Below are 18344 nucleotides of genomic sequence, written 5' to 3'. Positions count from 1 at the left end.
CGGGCCGAACTCAGGGGGTCAGCGCCCGCAGCACGTCCTCGCCGTAGAACATGCCGATGTACCTGGCCTGCACCGGCGTGACCCTGCGGACGGCCCAGATCAACTCGACGTGGTTGGGTTCCCGGGGCTCCGCCGGGAGCGAGAACCCGCATTCGCCCAGCAGACGATCCGCCTTCTTCAGGTTGCACTTGCTGCAGGCCGTGACCACGTTCGACCACCCGTTGTCTCCGCCGCGTGAGATCGGAATCACGTGATCGCGGGTCAGCGACTCGCGATACCCCAGTTCCCGTCGGTGACGGCCGCAGTACTGACAGCAATAGGCGTCGCGCGCGAACAGGAAGGTGTTCGTGACCTGGCGGCGGAAACGGCGGGGGATCTGGATGAACCGGACGAGACGGATGACGACCGGCGTATCCATCTGTACGCGCTCGGAGCGGATTGGACGTGCCGAATCCACTTCCAGCGCGTCGGCCTTCCGGTCGATGAGCAGGCGAACGGCGCGCCGGACCGGAATGATCGTCAGCGGCTCGTATGAAGCGTTCAGGGCCAGACAGCCCATGAGCGACCCCCCATTGGATTCGGTGCGGAAAACAAGCAACCCGGCCGCGACGTGTCAAGCGAAGGCCGCCGCGTGAAGGCGCCGCGGGAGGCAGGCTCCGCCGGCGTTTGCGAGGTGGCGGTCGCGCGGACGTTCCTCGGTACGCTCGCCTACGCGATCCCCGCCTCGCTCGTCGGCGCCGTGGAACCGGGCGTGCGGGTTCGCGTGCCGCTCCACGGCGGGACGGCGGTCGGAGTCGTGGATCGCCTCGGGCTGAGGACGGACCGGGAACGGAAACCGCGATTGCGGGAGCTGCGGGGCGTCCTCGACGAAGCCCCCGTGATCGCCGCGCCTCTCCTCGATCTCTGCCGGTGGATCTCGGACTACTACGTGGCGCCTCTCGGCGTTGTGCTGAGGGCGGCCCTCCCCCCGGGTGCGCTCGGGTCCCGGGCCGGCGGAGGGAGCCCCGCACGGCCGCGCACCGAGCGCGTGCTGCGGCTTGTGCGCGAACTGCGAACGCTGAGCGAACGCGACCGCGCCTTCGGGCGGGCGAAGCGGCAGCGCGAGTTGTACGAGACGCTCGAGTCGGTCGGCGGGCAGGCAGGCGTCGGGCACCTGCTGAAGCAACTCGGCTTCAGCCGGGGCGTGCTCAACGGGCTCGTGGAGCGGCGCCTCGCGGAGTTCGTGGAGCGCGAGGTGGAGCGGGATCCGTTCGCCGGACCGGTGGAACCGGAGGCCCGGTTCACCCTGACGCCGGACCAGACCCAGGTCGTGGAAGATCTCGAGCGCCTCGATGCGCCGGGGCGCGTCGCGCTCCTGCGCGGCGTGACGGGTTCGGGCAAGACCGCCGTCTACCTGGAAGTGCTGGAGCGTCAACTCGCGCTGGGCCGCTCCGGCATCTTCCTCGTCCCGGAGATCGCTCTCACGCCCCAGACCGTGCAGCGCTTCCGCGCCCGCTTCGGCGACGAGGTCACCGTGCTGCACTCCGGGCTCTCCGACGGGGAACGCTTCGACGCCTGGCGCAGCCTGCGCGAGGGGAGGAAGCGGATCGCGATCGGCCCGCGCTCGGCGGTGTTCGCGCCGGTCCGGAATCTGGGCGCCATCATCGTCGACGAGGAGCACGAGAGCAGCTACAAGCAGTCCGACGTACCGCGTTACCACGCCCGTTCCGTCGCGATCATGCGCGCGCGGCTGGAAGGGTGTCTGTGCGTGCTCGGATCCGCGACGCCGGCCCTCGAGAGCTGGGAGAACGCGCGGACCGGGCGCTATCGCCTGCTCGAACTCGAGGAACGCGTGACGGGCCACGGACTCCCTTCGGTGGAACTCGTCGACCTGCGCGCCGACGCCGGCGAGAGCCCGGGACAGGAGGCGGAGGACGCACCGCCGGGAGGCGGACCGCGCGTCTTCTCCGAACGGCTGCGGGAGGCGATCGCCGCGCGCCTGGAACGGGGCGAGCAGACGATCCTCTTCCTCAACCGCCGCGGATACGCCTCCTTCGCCGAGTGCGCGGACTGCGGTCACGTGTGGAGTTGTGTCGCGTGTTCCGTGACCCTCACGTATCACCGCCGGCGCAGGCAACTCGTGTGTCATCACTGCGGTTCGACGAGCCCGCCGCCCTCCGGTTGCGGCGAGTGCGGCGGCCCCGCGCCGCGTTACGCCGGGGTCGGCACCGAACAGGTCGAACGCCGCGTGGGCGAGCTTTTTCCCGAAGCCGGCATCGTCCGCATGGACCTCGACACTACGGGCTCCAAGTGGGCGCACGTCGAGATCCTGGAGGCGTTCCGCAGGCAGGAAGTCGACATCCTGCTCGGAACGCAGATGATCGCCAAGGGCCTCGACTTCCCGGAGGTCACGCTCGTGGGAGTCGTCAACGCGGACGTCGGTCTCCACCTGCCGGACTTCCGGGCCAGCGAACGCACCTTCCAACTCCTGGAGCAGGTCGCCGGACGGGCGGGGCGGGGCGAGGCGCCGGGGGAGGTCCTCGTTCAGACCTCGCGCCCGCGGCACTACGCGCTCGCCGCGGCTGCCGAGCACGACTACGTCGGCTTCGCGGAACGCGAACTCGCGGACCGGGAGGAACCCGGCTATCCGCCGCACCGCCGGCTCGCGAACCTCGTCATCTCCGGGAAGACGGAGTCCCGCGTGATCGACGCCGCGGAGGAACTGTCCGAGTGGACGCGACGGCTGATTCGAGGTCGCCGGCTCGTCGGGATCGAGGTCATCGGTCCGGCCCCCTGCCCGATCGATCGGCTCCGGGAGCGGTGGAGGTGGCATTTCCTGATCAAGGCGGATCGCGCCGCGACGCTCGGCGGCGTTCTCCGCTTTCTCGGGGAGCAGCGGGGCCAGCCCGGCTCGGGCCTCCGGCTCGAGATCGACCGCGATCCCGAGGCGCTCCTGTGAGCGGGCCGTCGAGCTGCCCGCTTCGCTTGTTGGGAGGATGACGCTCCGTCAGGTTGTGCCATCGATGTCCACCCGCCGCGAGTCGGCGCGAAGCGAGGGAGAGGGAATGAACCGTCACGTCCGGGCCCGCGGGCTGCCAGGCCTTGTCATGGCGATCGGGATCGTGGCGGCGACGTGCGGGGGGCCGTCCATGCCTCCCGGGGCTTCGGCCGAAGCGATGGCCGCGTTCGAGGCGTGCCGCGAGTTGGGGTGGGAGGAGAAGCAGGTATGCTATGAAGCACGGCTCCTCGACGAACTCGCCGCGACCGGAACAGGCGCCGCGTTGGAAACGCTCGAGTGGTTGGCCGCCGCGGACAGGGCGGTTCGGTCGCAATCCCACGTCTTCACGCACGCGATCGGCATCAACGCGTACTCGCCCGGAGAGATCTTCACCGACGTTTTCGAGGAGTGCACGGAAATCTTCCAGTCGGGGTGCTACCACGGCGTCGTTCAGGCCTATTTCATCGCCACGGGCGAACCGAACGCGGAGAAGGTCGCCGGGCTCTGCGAGCCCTACGAAGCGGACCCCGCGGACCGCTGGCTGCTCTTCCAGTGCCTGCACGGTCTCGGACACGGTCTGACGATGTACTACGGCCATCATCTTCTCATGGCCCTCGAGGGCTGCGACCTGCTGACGACCGGATGGAACCGGAACTCCTGCTACGGCGGGGCGTTCATGGAGAACGTGGTCAACGCGATCGATCCCCATCATCCGGCCGCCGAACTGGTGTCCGACGGGACCGCCATGGAGGGCGGGGCGGAGACAGCGGCCGAGGCCTCGGACCATGGCGCGGACGCGCACGACCACGGGGCGATGGCGATGGCCGGGGGCGTCGAACCCTTCGAGCCGCTGCGCGACGACGACCCGCACTACCCCTGCTCGATTCTGGACGCGCGGTACCTGACCTCCTGTTACCAGATGCAGACGTCCGCCATGCTCTGGCACAACGACTGGGACGTCGCGGACGCGGCCTCCTCCTGTCTCGAGGCGCCGGACGGCTGGCGAGACGACTGCTTCATGAGCCTCGGCCGCGACATCAGCGGCCGCACGCTGCAGGACGAGGACGATGCGCGCAGTGAGTGCCGGAAGTCGCCGGAGGACTACCGCGATTGGTGCTACGTGGGCGTCGTCAGGAACTTCGTGGACGTCACCGCGACGACCGACGCCGGGTTCTCGTTCTGCCGCACCATCGAAGACTCGGCCAAGCCTCGGTGTTACGAAGCGATGGGACAGGCGCTGTACTCCCTCTACGCGGACGAAGCCGGGCGGCGTGAGGCGTGCGAGGCGTCGGAGACCGAGGAACTCGCGCTCACGTGCCGGCGCGGCGCCCTCGTGCGGACGGACTAGGGGCGCGAGACCCGGACGGGCTAGCCGTCGCCGCTGCCTCTCGCTGCGCGCATGAAGCGTCGCAGCCGCTCCTCGTCGAGTCGCCCGTCCGTTCTCACTCCCGAGCAGACATCCACGCCGAAGGGACGGACCGCGCGCACGGCCGCGGCCACGTTGGTCGGCCGGAGGCCTCCCGCGAGGTAGACCGGGCAGTCGGCCCGCTCGACGATCGCGCGGCTGTGGCCCCAGTCGTGCACGCGACCCGTGCCCCCGAGTTGCCGGACGGGAAGGTCGGGGTTGCCCGAGTCGAGCAGGACGGCGTCGACCAGCGGCGCCACCGCGACGGCGTCCTCGACCGACTGCTCTCCCCGGACGTGGACGACCTGAACGAGCGAGACGCCCGGCAAAAGGCGGCGCAGGGTGCGGAGCGCATCGGACGCCAGCCGGTCCACGAGCTGCAGCGTGTCGGCCCCGGCGTGGCGCTGCTGGCCCACGATCTCCTCCGGGTCCGTCCGCGACGTGAGCAGGAAGGTCGCGACGCCGGGCGGGGCGCCGGCCGCGATGTGCCGGATCGTGGCGTCATCGATGACCCCCGGCCCGCTTGGCATCGCCGAGACGAGCCCGATCGCCGTCGCACCGTGGCGGGCGGCGAGCGCGGCCTCCCCGCGGCTCTCGATGCAGCAGATCTTGACCGCCGGCTTCCGATGGCTCAGGCGGACGCCCCCGTGGCTGCGCGTTCGACGCCGAGCCCCGGCCCGTCGGGCAGGACGATTCGACCCTCCTCGAGATGCGGGCCGGTGAACGGATCGGAACGGAGGAGCGCGGCGCCATCCAGGTCCGCGTAGTCCACGAGCGAGGCGAGGTGTGCCGCGGGCGCGATTCCGAGGCTCGTCTCCAGCATGCACCCCAGCATGACCGAGAGGCCGCACGCGCGCGCGGTGTGTACCATGCGGAGCGCCTCCCTCGGACCGCCGCACTTGGCGAGCTTGATGTTGATGCCGTCGACGAGGCCGTCGAGTTGCGGGATGTCGCTCGCCACGATGCTCGACTCGTCCACGACGATGGGGAGAACCGCGCGCGAGCGGACGAAGGCCAGTTCGTCGTTCTCCGTCGGCGGGAGCGGCTGCTCCACGAACTCCACGCCGTACTCGGCGCACATCGCGATCCCCTCGATGGCTTCGGCGGGCGTCCAGGCCGCGTTCGCGTCCACGCGCAGGATCTTGTCGGGGGCCGCGCCCCGGACGGCGCTCAGCCGCGCCTCGTCATCGTCGCTTCCGAGCTTGATCTTGAGGATGGGCCACGCTTCGGCCTCGCGCGTCTTCCGGGCCATGACGTCCGGAGCGTCGATTCCGATCGTGAACGAACTGAGCGGCGCGTCGGCCGGATCCAGGCCCCAGAGCTTCCAGAGCGGAAGCCCGGCGCGCTTTCCGACCCAGTCGTGAAGCGCCGACGAGATGGCGCAGCGGGCCGACCCGTTGCGGCCGAGGAGGCTCGCGAGATCCCGCTCGATGCTCTCGAGCCGGAACGGGTCTTCCACCTCTTCGATGCGGGGGGCCAGCTTCCTCAGGGCCGCTTCCACCGTGTCCGCCGTCTCCCCGTAGTATCCGGACGGATCCGCCTCGCCCCAGCCTTCGATCCCCTCGTGCTCCAGTCGCACCCACACCAGATCGTCGCCCGTCTTCACGCCGCGGCTGATGCCGAAGGGGTGCGCCGTCTCGACGTGGAACGGCTCCCACGAGATTTTCATCTCAACCCTCGGTGGTCCGCCAGAGATTGTACTGGATGCGGGACGGAGTCACTTCGGGCCCATCCTCTCGCATGTAGACATCGATTTCCGTCCGGTGGCCGAAGCGCCCCTCCAGGTAGACGCCGGGCTCGACGGAAAAGCCGACGCCCGCCACGAGCCGCCGGTCGTCCCGCATCTCGATGCTGTCGAGGGTGGGACCGACGCCGTGGAGTTCACGGTCGATCCCGTGCCCGGTGCGATGGAAGATGGCGTCCTCGTAGCCGCGCGCGATCAGCGTGTCCCGGGCCGCCCGATCCGCGTCGGCGCCGGTGGCGCCCGGGTCCTTCCGGATCACATCGACCGCCGCGTCCCGGGCCGCGACGACCGCGTCCCAGGCGGCGATTACCTCGGCGGGCGGCTCCGGGCCGAGGAAGCCCATCCATGTCTGGTCGGCGAAGACGGCGTCGGGTTCGCCCGCCACGCGACCCCACAGATCCACCATGAACACCTGGTCCGCCGTGAGCGCCGACGATCCCTCGGCCGGCGGCTCGTAGTGCGGCTTGGCGGCGTTGGGGCCCACCGCCACGATCGTGTCCGTCTCCGTCAGGCCCTCGGCGCGCAGGCGCGCCCGGATCCATTCGGCGAGGTCGTGTTCCGTGACGGGGGTCGGCTCGCCGGAGATGTCGAAGGCAGCCGCCGTCCCGGGATCCGCCTCCGGCGCCAGCCCCGCCGCGCGCACCGCCAGTTCGAACGCCGTCCGCGCGGTTCGCGCCAGGATCTCGGCCGTCCCGAGGTGCAGTGCGTGCCCGTGCGCGCCCCACTGGGCCGCGGTCCCGGAGATCAGGTCCACCGAGCTGACGACCCTGGGTCCGAGCGACTCGACGAGTTCGACGACGCCGGCCGGGACGTGGTCCACGTAGGGGATCGAGTCCCGCGGGCTCACCTCCATCGCGACCGCTCCCATGCCCTGCAGCATCTCGCGCAGCGCCGTCTCCATCTCGTCCCAGCCGACGTAGCTCGTGAGCCGGTGCGGCCACCCGTCCCATCCGGACACCTCGATCTTCTGGACGAGCGCGTGCGGCGTCCGCCCCGGTTCGATGAGGACGAAGTACCGACGCTTCTGGCCTTCGGGCAGGCCGACGAGGTGAGCCGCCAGCGGATTGAGGGCCCGGAAGTCGTACAGCAGCCAGGCGTCGATTTTCTGTCGTTCGAGCTCCCGTGAAGCGGTCTTCAGGAAGGTGACATCAAGGTCGGGCAAGGCCGGGCTCCTGTTCTGCGGGGCGCGCTCCCGGGGCGGTCAGCCCGTGGCGTCGCGCAGGGCCGTCAGGTGAGAGACGACGTTGCGTCCCAGTTCGTCGGGATTGTAACCGCCCTCGAGGAAGGAGACCACGCGGTTCCGGGCCGTGGCCCGCGTCCGCCCGACGACCTCGTGCGTCAGCGTGTCGAAGTCCGCCGGGGCAAGAGTGAAGCCCCCCAGCGGATCCTCCGCTCCCGCGTCGAACCCGGCGGAGATGAGCGTGATGTCGGGTTCGAAGCGGGACAGTGCCCTGTCGACGCCATCGAGCAGCGTCTCCACGTAGCGTTCGGACGGGAGACCCGCGGGCATGGGGAGGTTCAGCGTCGTCCCCTCCCCCGCTCCCCGTCCGCGTTCAGCGGCGGACCCGGTGCCGGGGAAGAGGGGGTGCTGATGCATCGAGAGGAAGAAGACGGAGGGATCGTCGTAGAAGATGTCCTGGGTCCCGTTCCCGTGGTGCACATCCCAATCCACGATCAGCACCCGCTCGACTTCCGGCCCGGCCAGGGCGTGACGGGCGGCCACGGCGATGTGGTTGAAGAGGCAGAAGCCCATGGCCCGGTCCGGCGTCGCGTGGTGTCCCGGCGGGCGTACGGCGCAGAATCCCGCGCGGCACGTTCCGTCGAGGACCGCGTCCACCGCCGCGACTCCGCACCCGGACGCGGCGACGGCGGCGTCCCAGCTTCCCGGCGAGACCGGCGTATCGGGATCGATCCGCACGATCTGTCCGCTCTCGACGGACCGGTCGCAGATCGCACGCACGCGTTCTACGTGTCCCGGCGTGTGGGCCCGCTCCAGTTCGGCGATTCCCGCCGGGGGCGGCATGACGGGGAGGATGTCCGCGTGAAGCTCGGGCAGCGCCCGCTCGAGCGCACTCATCAGGGCGCGGAGGCGTCCCTGGTGCTCCGGATGACCCCAGCCCGTGTCGTGCCGGCTACAGTCGGGATGCTGGAACAGGCCGACCGGCTTCAGCGCCGCCGCCTCCAACTGGAATTTTCGGGACGCGACACTAGGTGGCGAAGGTCGCGAGGCTCTGTCCCTCCGGACCTTCCCGCAACTCCCGGAGCGCTCGATCCCGGAGTTGCCGGACGCGTTCGCGCGTGACGCCCAGCAAGCGACCGATCTGCTCCAGCGTATGCGGGTCTTCGCCCTGAAGCCCGTAGTACAGCCGGACGACACGCGCATCGCGTGGCCTGAGGCGGCGCAGACCCTCGGCGATGTGCCGCTTCAGCAGGCGACGTTCGACGACTTCCTCGACGTCGGTCTCGTCGGCGAGAAACCGCTCCGCGAGATCGCTGTCGTCGGAGGCCCCGACCCGCGCATCGAGTCGAACCTCGCGCGCGTTCAGCCTCCGCAGCAGCGCGACCGTGGGGATCGTCAATCCCGTTTCGTCCGCGATCTCCCGATCGTTGGGCTCACGGTCGAGGGTCTGACGCAGTTCGCCCCGCGCGCGGATCATGCGCGCCAGCTCCGTCGCCCGGTTGAGCGGCACCCGCACGGGCCGGCCCTGCTTCGCGATGGCGGACAGGATCGCCTGGCGAATCCACCACACGGCGTAGCTGATGAACTTCACGCCGTGGTCCGGGTCGAACTTTCGAGCGGCGATGACCAGGCCGACGTTCCCCTCCTGAATGAGGTCGAGGAAGCTCAGCCCCTTGTTGCGGTAACGTCGGGCGATGGAAATGACGAAGCGCAGATTCGCGCGGATGAGACGGTCGAGGGCGGAGACGTCGCCGCCACGCGCCGAGCGGGCGGTCTCACGTTCTTCGCTGGGGCTCAGGAGCGGATAACGACCCAGTTCCTCGAGGTAGCGTTCGAGGATGTTGGGCGACAAACCCTCGCGATCCATCGCAACTTCCTCTCTTTGCCGACGTCGACCCGGCCTTGCTGTCGGGCCGATCTGCCGATTCCGGCTCCGGCGCGCGCGGACCTTCCGACGCTGTAATGAAGCTAACGCGGATCGGCCACGCCGCAAAATGTATTGCCGGACGGGTGAGTCAGAACCGCCCGCGAGCGCGTTCGCGGGCCGGGAGGACTTCGAGGCAGGTCGTCCACCAGCCCGTGAGGATCGTCTCCACGAACTCTTCCGGCAGTTCTTCGTCGCGCATCTCTCCTGCGAGGCGTTCGTGATCGTAGACCACGGGCACGAACTGGAGAGCCACCGCCGGCCCGGCGGCGCCGAAATCCAGCAGCGCGTACCATACCTCCGTCCGCCCGTCGTTGGCGGGCCGGCCCAGAACGCCGACGTTCGCGAAGAGTCCGCCACCGGGCAGCGAGCGCTGCCACGGGATCCCGGTATGGGTCGCGAGCACGATGTCCGCCTCGTACTCGCCGGCGAGCCAGGTCAGGAACTGTGTCGAGGTCGCGGATTCCCAGAGGAATTCGTTCATGCGCCGGGGGCTGCCGTGGCACATGAGCACCCGCGCGCCGTTCACCTCGAGGCGGATCTCGCCGGGGAGACGGTCCATCCAGCGGCGCCACCGCCCGTGCGTGTTCCGGAACGTGTAGCGGTACGAAAGCCGTGCGAAGTAGTTGTCGCGCGGGTCGGTGTAGCCGCACTGGCAGTCTTCGAGGCCGCGCGCGATCGAATCGTCGTAGTTCCCGCGCAGGACGCGGACATCGTGGTCGATGAGGAGAGGAAACACGCGGTCCGGATGGGGGCCGAACGCTCCGAGGTCGCCCAGGCAGTAGAGCGCTTCCGCCCCCCGGGCGGTGGCGTCCTCGATCGCGGCCGCCAGCGCCAGGTGGTTGCTGTAGACACCGCCGAAGACGGCGATCCGGCGTGGTTCAGGAGACATCCTGCCCGATGCCCCCGTAGTTGGAGCAGATCGCGCCGTGCAGCCAGCACGTGTGGCATGCGGACTCGCCGAGCCGCACCGGGCGGGACGCCTCTTCCAGCGTCGAACCCATGCGGGCCGCCGGCGTCTCGATGAGGATGGGGCAGGCGTAGATGCCGCGGTTCGTCACCACCCGGCTCGACGCGCAGAGCAACTGGTTCTCGTCGTAGCCCTCCATCATCGCTTCCGTCACACGCTCCTCTTGCGTGTAGGGGCGCACGCGGTCCGCCTCGCGCCCGATGCGGAGGGACGGGAGAAGCTTGAGCCGCGGGTGCTCGTATCCCACCGCCCGAAGCCGGGCGACGAAGGCCTGCCGCACCTCTTCGTCCCGTTCCGGTTCCCACACCTGCGTGGCGGTGATGATCGGCAGGAATCCCGCCTCGAGCAGCTTCCGGACGCCGTCCATGGCGCGATCGAACGTGCCATCGCCCCGGATCGGGTCGTTCGTCTCGGGCGATGGCCCATCGAGGGAAACGCGCATCTCCAGCGAGTAACTCGCCGTGCGGGCGATCCGGGCGATGGGCTTCAGGGCCCGCGCGGGGAGCAGCGTCCCGTTCGTCAGCACGGAAGCGGGTCCCCGCTCCAGGGTACGGTCCAGCATGGCGGGGAGATCGGGGTGCATGAAGGGCTCGCCGCCGGTGTAGTAGTACTCCTTGACGCCCCACTTCTCCGAGCGCCGGAGCCAGTCCTCGACCTCGGCGAGCGAGAGGAACTCGAAGCTGTCGTTGTCCGGAGCACAACTGATGAAGCAGTGGACGCAGCGCAGGTTGCAGATCGTCCCGGTCACCTGGAACCAGAGCGTATCCAGGTGGTCGAGTTGCACGAGGGGCGCCTCGCCGCTCGATCCGGCGCCGTTCGACGCGGACGGCGACGAGTGAATTCGTCGCGTTCGCCCGTTGTTTCGCCGTGTTTCGATCGGCGGCGCCGATCCATGCATGAGATGAACCTTTGCGGGTGGTTTGCCGCTGAATCCTACCGCGTGCGCCGGGGCGCGCGCGACACCGCACCGGCAGGCCGCAGCGACGGTCTTCAGGTCAGGAGCGGGTCTCCGGAGTCGAGCCGTGCCCCCACTTCCTCTTCGTCGGCTTCGATCAGCGCGAGCACCGGCTCCGGATCGCGCGGGGCGGAAGGCTCGAAGGAGAAGATGCGCAGCACCCGCGCCGAGTGGTGCAGGGAACGCCCGAGCCGGGGAATGTCGATGAGGCCCCGTTCGCCCAGCGCGGTCAGCCGGCGGACTTCGCCGTCGTTCCGCACGAGGAGCAGGTTGAGTTCGAGCATGCCCGGGTAGCTCGGATAGTCGAGCATCACCGCGCCCTCGGAGAGCCCCCACTCGAGGGCCATGCGCCGCTCGAGCGCGGCGACGAGGTCCGGGCGCCGCGACGGCCACGACGACAACGCGTCGGGAAGCTGGTCGCCCGTCAGCTCCACGAGCCGCTTCGGGAGACGCCGGTCCACGAGCGCGCCGAGCAGCTTCGCCGCGCGACCGACGGCGGACCCGGCGTCGTAACCCGGGCCCGCCGACGACTTTTCGATGCGCCGGCCGATGAGCGACAGCAGTTCCTCGTCGCTGGGCCCCGCCAGGTCTTCGGACGCGAGCAGGCCGCTGTCGAGCGCCGTCTGCACGAGACGCACGAAGGTCAGCGTCGCGGCGCGCACGGCGTGGTGCCAGTAGACGTTCCGGAACATCTGGTACTTGGAGAAGAGGAGCGTCTCCAGCGCGCTGAGGCCCTTCTCGCGGACCGCGAGTTCGAGCCGGTGCCCGGCCCCTTCGCGCGCGACGGTGAGCGCGGGGAGGAGACGGTCGACGTCCACGGCCCCGTACGGTACGCCGCAGAAGAGGGAATCGCGCCGGAGGTAGTCGATCTTGTCGAGGTCCAGCGATCCCGAGATCAGCCCCTGCAGCGGGTGGCCGGACTTCCCGCGAATGAGAGCGCCGATGCGCGCCGCGGCATCCGGCCCATGCCGGTCGAGCACGCGCCGGATGGGGTCCGCCGCCATGAAGCGCGCCGCAATCTCCTCGTGGTCTCCCGGGATCGTGCTCGGACCCAGTTCCTCCACCGCGTGCGAGAAGGCGTAATGCCCGACGTCGTGGAGAAGCGCGCCGAGACGAACGACGGGCAGTTCGTCCATGTCCCCCGCATCCAGCGCTTCGAGGTGCCCGTCGCGCTCGAGGCGGGAGATGGCCCGCGAGACGAGATGGTAGACGCCGAGGGCGTGCAGGAAGCGGTTGTGCACGCCGCCGGGATACACGAGGTGCGCGAAGCCGAGTTGCTTAACCCGCCGCAGGCGCTGGAACTGGGGCGCGTCGAGAATCTCCGCCGCGTCCTCGTCCACGCGGACGTTTCCCCAGAGGGGATCGCGGATCGTGCGTATTCTGGCCATGAGCGTCGCTGAACATGCTCCGCGGAGCGTTCAACGGCCAATCAACGGAGGCGGCTGCACACAGCCGGTTGAAGGGGGCGGCGGTGTTGCGGCGCGGACGGGACGTTCGCGAGCTTGGAGCCGTTAGGGCTCTTGGAGCATGAGCGGCTCAGCGGGAGGCGGCGTGGAGATCAAACGCGACCGGATGGTCCACCTCGGGTACGCGAAGTACTGGCGCTCCGACCAGATCGTCGGACTGCTCCCGATCGAGGAGGATCGGGGACCCGGCCGGCGTACGGAGGTCTTCGTCGCCAGCCGGCCCGAGCCCGTCACGGCGTCTCGATCCGAGGCTTCCATCCTCCGGGACATGGCGTCGCTCCCGGACGAGGCCCGGGTCGCCGAGGCCGGCTCCATCGCGGAGGACCTCGTAGGCGCGCTGCGCGACCTGTCGCCGGTGCTCAAGCGGATGCTGAAGAACGAAGAGGGGTTCGACGTCGAGTACTGGGCCGGCAGACTGCGGCGGGTCATGGAGTCGGACGATGACGGGCAGGAGGACCTCTTCGGGTGACGGACGGCGGGTGGCGGCCACCGCGGCCGTCGCCGTGGTGGCGCTTTGCTTCGCCTCCGGGACCGGAGCCCAGGAAATCCCCACATCGCCGGCCGCGGCTCCGCGGGCCGGGGCCTCCGCGGGCTGGAACTCGGAGGCGGCCCTTCTGCTCATCGAGCGCGCGATGGCGGCGCGACAGCATGCCTGGGCCGACAGTTCCCTCGAACGATTTCGGGCCGACGTGCAGGGGCACGTGTATTACCTCGGCGACATCCTCGGGGAGCGGCACGTCATTCGGGCGGACCAGCTCGCGCTGGATGTGCGCTGGCAGCGCCCGGACCGCTCGATGCAGACGATCGTCGGGCGCCGACACGAACTCCGGCTGCCCACGACCATCCATTATCACCTCGACCACCTCTTTCTCGTCCTCGACAATTTCGAGGATCGGATGCGGATCGGAGACGGCCTCGAGATCCGGGACGTGCCTCATCCCGCAGGGGCGGGGGCGCGCGAGTTCTACGAATACCGGCTCGCGGACTCGCTCGAGATCCGTGTGCGCGACCGAACGGCCCGGGTCTTCGAGCTCGAGGTCCGTCCGCGGGAAGGGGCGGCGGCGGGCGCCGTCGGGTCGCTCTTCGTCGAGCGGGAGACGGGGGCCATCGCGCGGATGCGGCTCACGTTCACCACCGCCGCCTATCGCGATCCTCAGATCGTGCGGCTCGTCGTCGACCTGCGCTCGGCCCTGCGGGAGGGCCGTTACTGGCTGCCCGACGAGCAGGAAATCGAGATCGCGCGCTCGCTCCCCTGGTTCGACTTCCCGCTCGAGACGCTCGTCCGGACCCGCCTCCGCGTCCTCGACTACGAATTCGACGAGGAGGCGCTCTTCAGCCTCGGGCCTGGACAGCTCATCTACAGCTATCGTGACGAAGAGCTGGCCCGCTTCGATGGCTGGGAAGACCCGCTCTACGGGGGACCTGTCGAGGAGGGAAGCGCGGATGGCGATTTGGGCGAGGCCGCCGCGAAAGCCCGCGAACTCCTGCTGGGGCGGACGTTGCGCGGGGGGAGACGTTGGCAACTCGCGCTTCCGAGCGCGTCGGGGGGAATCCGGGCGCGGCGATCCGAGGGACTGTTCGTCGGGGCGGGAGCCGCCTACCGGCCGAACGATCTCACGCGGGTGTCGTTCGGGGGCGGCCATGCGATCGGGGAGGCGCGGCCCCAGGCGAGCCTCGGACTGCAGCGGCGGCTGGGGGAGGTCGACGTGGAGGTCGACGGCTGGTTGCGGACTCACCGCGACGTCGGACCGCCTGCGGCGGTGGGGGTGCTGCGGACGCTCGCTCTCCTCGCCGACGGAGAGGACTACGAGGACCCCTACCTCACGACCGGCGGACGAATCGGGATCGCCCGTCGCGGCGGTCCCGTGCGCTGGCGTGTGGGCGCGTCGATCGAGCGGCATCGGAGCGCCGCCCTGGTCGTCGGGACGGAGCCGCTCCGAGATCGGCCGCTGCGCCCCGTGCGCCCGGTCGACGAGGGGGAGCTGGCCCGGGTCGATGCCGGCCTGACGGTGGCACTCCGGAGTGGGCCGGGCGTGCGGTGGATGCTGGATCTCGCGGGCGAAGCGGCGGCGAACGGCGTCGGGAACTTCGGCTACACGCGCGCCACGGTCGCGCTGCGGGCCCGGGGGAGTCCGGGCGGCGGGTGGAATTGGGCGAGTGGCGTGGAGTTCGGTCTTGCCGGCGGGGAGTTGCCGGCCCAGCGGCTCTTCCTGCTCGGGGGGCGCGGTTCGCTGCCGGGCTACGAGTTTCGCGGCTGGGGCGGGGACCGCATGGCGCTGTGGCGCGCCGACGTGTCGCGCACGATCGCGTCCCCGTGGGTGCGGTTGCGCGCCATCGGAGCCGCCGGCTGGGCCGACGTCGGCTCCGCCGGGGAGGGCGCCGCCCGCCGCTTCGGCGTGAGCGGAAGCGAGGGGCTGCGTGCCTCGGCCGGGCTGGGCCTGGGACTTGTTTACGACATCCTCCGCCTCGACGTCATGCGCGGAGGAAACTGGGTCCTCCTCCTTTCCGTCGACCCCCGATTCCTCAGGATCCTGTAGCAGCCCCGCCGGGAGCGTGTCCGGCAGTCTTGTCTCCCGGGGCGGGCGATGTAAGGATTCACCGTGGATCGTTGCGTCTCCCGTGGAAACGCGGAGAGCGCCGCGCAAACGCATAAAAAGGTCTCCCGCTTGAGGTTCGCCCATGAGTGACGCCGAGATCACGACCGAGACCCCAACCGGTCATTCCCGCAGGACGTTCATCAAGGGGGTCATCGCGACCGGCGCGGTGGTCTCCTCCTCCAGCCACCTCTTCCGGGCCCGGAGCCTGTCGGCCAGCGCGGCGGTGCGCGCGTCGATGCCCCGCATGATCTCGCTGAACGTGAACGGAGTGTCGCGTTCGGTGGATGTCATGCCGCAGGAGACGCTGGCCATGACGCTCCGCTACAAGCTGGGGCTCACCGGCACGAAGCTCGGTTGCGACCGCGCGGAATGCGGCGCCTGTACGGTGCTCATCGACGGGGTCTCGCACTACGGCTGCTCGATGCTGACGAACGCGGTGCGCGACCGGTCGGTAACGACGATCGAGGGGCTCGAGAGCGCGGACGGGACGCTGCACCCGGTGCAGCAGGCGGTGATCGACGAGGGCGGCTTCCAGTGCGCCTTCTGCGCGCCCGGCTTCATCATGAGCATGGTCGCGCTTACGAACGAGAACCCGGAGCCCACGCGCGAAGAGGCGGCCGAGGCCCTCTCCGGCAACCTCTGCCGCTGCGGGGACTACAACAAAATCCTGAACTCCGCCATGCGTGCCGCCGAGTACGCGCGGCGCATGGTGTGAGGGGAGGACGATCATGGCGCTAATCGGACAGGACATTTCGCCGCCGGACCTGCGCGCGAAAGTCACGGGACGAGCCAGGTACGCGGAGGACTTCAGGGCCGAAGGCATGGTCTTCGCCAAGCTCCTCCTCAGCCCCATGCCGCACGCCCGCGTGCGCAGCGTGGACGCGAGCCGCGCGCTCGCCATGCCCGGCGTGCTGGGGATCCTGCGGGCAAGCGAAGTCAACCAGCCCGAGGCCCCCGGCGAGGCGGCGCTCACGGATGAGCCCAAGTACGTGGGCGAGCCCATCCTCGCGCTGGCGGCGGTGGACGAGACGACAGCGGCGGACGCGATCGAGGCGATCGACATCGACCTCGAGCCGCTCCCGTTCGCGATCGATCCGCTCGACAGCCTGCGGCCCGGCGGCCCGGACGCGCGTCTCGAAGGCAACGTGATGCGCTTCGGCGAGAGCGGGCGCGAATTCGTCTCCCTGAAGTGGCCGCAGGCGGAGTTCGACGCGGCCGAGGCCGAGGGCCGGCTGCCGATGGGCGAGCCGACGGACGAATGGGACCACGGCGACCTCGACGCGGCGTTCGCCGAGGCGGACTACGTCCTCGAGGACACGATCGTGCACCAGTCGCTCACCCACCACCCGATGGAGCCGCGAAGCTCCATGGCGTACTGGGAGGACGGGCGCTGCTACCTGTACGGTTCCACGCAGAGCACGCAGCGCGCGCACCAGGCGATAGCGGCACAGCTCGATCTGGAGCCCGACGAGCTTGTCTTCGTGGGTCAGTACTGCGGCGGCGGCTTCGGCTCGAAGATCGCCGGCGTCCCCATTTACCAGGTCACCGCGCTCCTGGCGAGGAAGATCCAACGGCCGGTGATGATGCGGATCAACCGCTACGAGGAGAACTACATCGGGCGTGCGCGCCCCGGTTTCCAGGCGTGGACGAAGATGGGCTTCCGCAGCGATGGGAAGATCACGGGGATCGACCTCTACATCGTTCAGGACCACGGGCCGTACGGGAGGTCGGGCGACTACAACACCGCGGGCGCGGTGACGGACCTCATGTACCAGCCCGACGCGATGCGCTTCCGCGGCCTCACGCTCTACACGAACACGCCGCCGCGCGCGGCGCAGCGGGCGCCGGGCGGCGCGCAGATCGTCGCCATGCTCGAGCCGCTCGTCGACAAGGCGGCGCGCGAACTTGGGATCGACCGGGTGGAGATCCGGAAGATCAACGCCCCCACGCACGACTCGGAGTTCGGGCCGCAGCGGGCGACGACGACGAGCGCCTTCGTGCGCGAGGCGATCGACGCGGGCGCGGAGCAGTTCGACTGGGCCGGGAAGCAGGCGCTCAGCGGACAGCGGAACGGGACGAAGGTCACGGGCGTCGGCGTCGGCCTGAGCCCGTACGTCGGCGGTTCGTCCGGGTTCGACGGACTCCTCCTCATCCGCCCGGACGGGAAGCTCTACATCCACCAGGGGATCGGGAACCTCGGGACGCACTCGATGGCGGACACGGCCCGGGCCGCGGCGGATGAACTCGGCCTCGAGTGGGACGACTGCGCGGTCATCTGGGGCGACAGCTCGCAGCACCATCCGTACAGCTCGGTGCAGGCGGGGAGCCAGACGATCCATGCGCATACCCGCGCCAACTACGCCGCGGCGCTCGACATGAAGCGCAAGCTGCAGGAGGTCGCGGCCGCCGCGCTGGGCGGCTCGGCGAGTGCATACCGGGTCGAGGGCGCCCGCGTGACCGGACCGGGAGGCTCCATGAGCTTCGCGCAGGCCGCGGAGCGCGCCATCGCCATGGGCGGGGAATACGCCGGCCAGGAGTTGCCGGAGGACATCAACGACTACACCCGGGCTTCCGCCACGCAACTCGCGGGCCAGGGCCTGATGGGCGTCGCCCGGGACAACTTCTCGCACGAGGGGTCGACGTGGTCCTGGGTCGTGGGCTTCGCGGTCGTCGAACTCGACACCGAGACGGGCGACGTGCGGATCGTCGACTACACGGGATCCGCCGACTGCGGGATCGTCGTGCACCCGCGCAGCCTCGCGGCGCAGATCCACGGCGGCAGCGTGCAGGGCTTCGGCCAGGCGCGCAGCCAGAAGTGGGTGTTCGACCCGAAGTGGGGTGTGCCCTTCGCCCACCGACTCTACACCGCGAGACCTCCCGGCATCCTCGACGTGCCGCTCAGCATGGACTGGGCGGCGGCGGGCGAGCCGGACCCGCAGACGCCGATCGGCGCCAAGGGGATCGGGGAGCCTCCGGTCGGGGCCGGGTCCGCGGCGGTCACCTCCGCGATCGCGGACGCGCTCGGCGGGCGCTGCCTGTGCCGGATCCCGTTGACGACGGACGTGATCCTGGCCGAACTCGAGGGCCGGGCGCAGCCGCACGCACTCACCGAGATCCACAGCTAGG

Annotated in this window: 15 protein-coding genes; 6 read left to right on the top strand and 9 right to left on the bottom strand. The window is 70.0% G+C overall.

Going from position 1 to position 18344, the window contains the following annotated elements; genetic code table 11:
• Window positions 1–10: 10 nt before the first annotated feature.
• Complete coding sequence (locus RN901_RS01370; RefSeq protein WP_310755034.1) at window positions 11–559, bottom strand: HNH endonuclease; 549 nt, start codon at window positions 557–559, stop codon at window positions 11–13.
• Between the two features lie 72 nt (window positions 560–631).
• Between RN901_RS01370 and priA the strand changes: the two genes are divergently transcribed.
• Window positions 632–2938 (top strand): primosomal protein N', encoded by a 2307-nt coding sequence (gene priA, locus RN901_RS01365; RefSeq protein ID WP_310755032.1) that lies wholly within the window; start codon window positions 632–634, stop codon window positions 2936–2938.
• A 106-nt stretch (window positions 2939–3044) separates the two neighbouring features.
• Window positions 3045–4325: a hypothetical protein gene (locus RN901_RS01360; protein ID WP_310755030.1), complete on the top strand. Its 1281-nt coding sequence runs from the start codon at window positions 3045–3047 to the stop codon at window positions 4323–4325.
• Between the two features lie 20 nt (window positions 4326–4345).
• Here the strand turns inward: RN901_RS01360 and RN901_RS01355 are convergent, their stop codons facing one another.
• The 8 genes from RN901_RS01355 to RN901_RS01320 all read right to left on the bottom strand — a co-directional run bounded on the left by RN901_RS01355 (window position 4346) and on the right by RN901_RS01320 (window position 12543).
• On the bottom strand, window positions 4346–5017 hold the full coding sequence (locus tag RN901_RS01355) for a phosphoribosylanthranilate isomerase (RefSeq protein ID WP_345782342.1): 672 nt from the start codon (window positions 5015–5017) through the stop codon (window positions 4346–4348).
• Complete coding sequence (locus RN901_RS01350) at window positions 5014–6051, bottom strand: dipeptide epimerase (protein ID WP_310755028.1); 1038 nt, start codon at window positions 6049–6051, stop codon at window positions 5014–5016. The genes RN901_RS01355 and RN901_RS01350 overlap by 4 nt, the downstream gene beginning before the upstream one ends.
• 1 nt (window position 6052) lies before the next feature.
• Entirely contained in the window at window positions 6053–7288 is a 1236-nt protein-coding gene (locus tag RN901_RS01345) for a M24 family metallopeptidase (protein ID WP_310755027.1), read from the bottom strand.
• Window positions 7289–7327: 39 nt separating this feature from the next.
• Window positions 7328–8311, bottom strand: a complete 984-nt coding sequence (locus RN901_RS01340; RefSeq protein WP_310755025.1) for a histone deacetylase — start codon at window positions 8309–8311, stop codon at window positions 7328–7330.
• Window positions 8312–8333: 22 nt separating this feature from the next.
• Window positions 8334–9173 carry an RNA polymerase sigma factor RpoD/SigA gene (locus RN901_RS01335; RefSeq protein WP_310755023.1) on the bottom strand — a complete coding sequence of 280 codons (840 nt, stop codon included), beginning with the start codon at window positions 9171–9173 and terminating at the stop codon, window positions 8334–8336.
• Window positions 9174–9321: 148 nt separating this feature from the next.
• Window positions 9322–10122: a metallophosphoesterase family protein gene (locus RN901_RS01330; protein WP_310755021.1), complete on the bottom strand. Its 801-nt coding sequence runs from the start codon at window positions 10120–10122 to the stop codon at window positions 9322–9324.
• The gene (locus RN901_RS01325; RefSeq protein ID WP_310755019.1) at window positions 10112–10984 is read right to left on the bottom strand and encodes a radical SAM protein; all 873 of its coding nucleotides are present in this window, start codon (window positions 10982–10984) and stop codon (window positions 10112–10114) included. Before RN901_RS01325 ends, RN901_RS01330 begins: the two co-directional genes overlap by 11 nt.
• Window positions 10985–11190: 206 nt before the next feature.
• Complete coding sequence (locus tag RN901_RS01320) at window positions 11191–12543, bottom strand: HD domain-containing protein (protein WP_310755017.1); 1353 nt, start codon at window positions 12541–12543, stop codon at window positions 11191–11193.
• Window positions 12544–12706: 163 nt separating this feature from the next.
• Between RN901_RS01320 and RN901_RS01315 the strand changes: the two genes are divergently transcribed.
• The 4 genes from RN901_RS01315 (at window position 12707) to RN901_RS01300 (ending at window position 18343) form a co-directional block, all read left to right on the top strand.
• Entirely contained in the window at window positions 12707–13090 is a 384-nt protein-coding gene (locus RN901_RS01315; RefSeq protein ID WP_310755015.1) for a hypothetical protein, read from the top strand.
• Window positions 13062–15158, top strand: coding sequence for a hypothetical protein (locus RN901_RS01310; protein ID WP_310755013.1), 2097 nt, complete (start codon window positions 13062–13064; stop codon window positions 15156–15158). The genes RN901_RS01315 and RN901_RS01310 overlap by 29 nt, the downstream gene beginning before the upstream one ends.
• A gap of 142 nt (window positions 15159–15300) precedes the next feature.
• Window positions 15301–15933: a 2Fe-2S iron-sulfur cluster-binding protein gene (locus tag RN901_RS01305; RefSeq protein ID WP_310755012.1), complete on the top strand. Its 633-nt coding sequence runs from the start codon at window positions 15301–15303 to the stop codon at window positions 15931–15933.
• A 13-nt stretch (window positions 15934–15946) separates the two neighbouring features.
• Window positions 15947–18343, top strand: a complete 2397-nt coding sequence (locus RN901_RS01300; protein ID WP_310755010.1) for a xanthine dehydrogenase family protein molybdopterin-binding subunit — start codon at window positions 15947–15949, stop codon at window positions 18341–18343.
• Window position 18344: the final 1 nt, after the last annotated feature.

It is taken from the genome of Candidatus Palauibacter soopunensis, assembly GCF_947581735.1.
Taxonomy (GTDB): domain Bacteria; phylum Gemmatimonadota; class Gemmatimonadetes; order Palauibacterales; family Palauibacteraceae; genus Palauibacter; species Palauibacter soopunensis.
This window is presented reverse-complemented; position numbering and strand designations above follow the sequence as displayed.

Bases quoted from the DNA above. Each gene is read 5' to 3' on its own strand.
- RN901_RS01300 (WP_310755010.1), top strand. From the start codon at position 15,947: ATGGCGCTAATCGGACAGGACATTTCGCCGCCGGACCTGCGCGCGAAA.
- RN901_RS01310 (WP_310755013.1), top strand. From the start codon at position 13,062: ATGACGGGCAGGAGGACCTCTTCGGGTGACGGACGGCGGGTGGCGGCC.
- RN901_RS01370 (WP_310755034.1), bottom strand. From the start codon at position 559: ATGGGCTGTCTGGCCCTGAACGCTTCATACGAGCCGCTGACGATCATT.
- RN901_RS01335 (WP_310755023.1), bottom strand. From the start codon at position 9,173: ATGGATCGCGAGGGTTTGTCGCCCAACATCCTCGAACGCTACCTCGAG.
- RN901_RS01305 (WP_310755012.1), top strand. From the start codon at position 15,301: ATGAGTGACGCCGAGATCACGACCGAGACCCCAACCGGTCATTCCCGC.
- RN901_RS01330 (WP_310755021.1), bottom strand. From the start codon at position 10,122: ATGTCTCCTGAACCACGCCGGATCGCCGTCTTCGGCGGTGTCTACAGC.
- RN901_RS01320 (WP_310755017.1), bottom strand. From the start codon at position 12,543: ATGGCCAGAATACGCACGATCCGCGATCCCCTCTGGGGAAACGTCCGC.
- RN901_RS01360 (WP_310755030.1), top strand. From the start codon at position 3,045: ATGAACCGTCACGTCCGGGCCCGCGGGCTGCCAGGCCTTGTCATGGCG.
- RN901_RS01350 (WP_310755028.1), bottom strand. From the start codon at position 6,051: ATGAAAATCTCGTGGGAGCCGTTCCACGTCGAGACGGCGCACCCCTTC.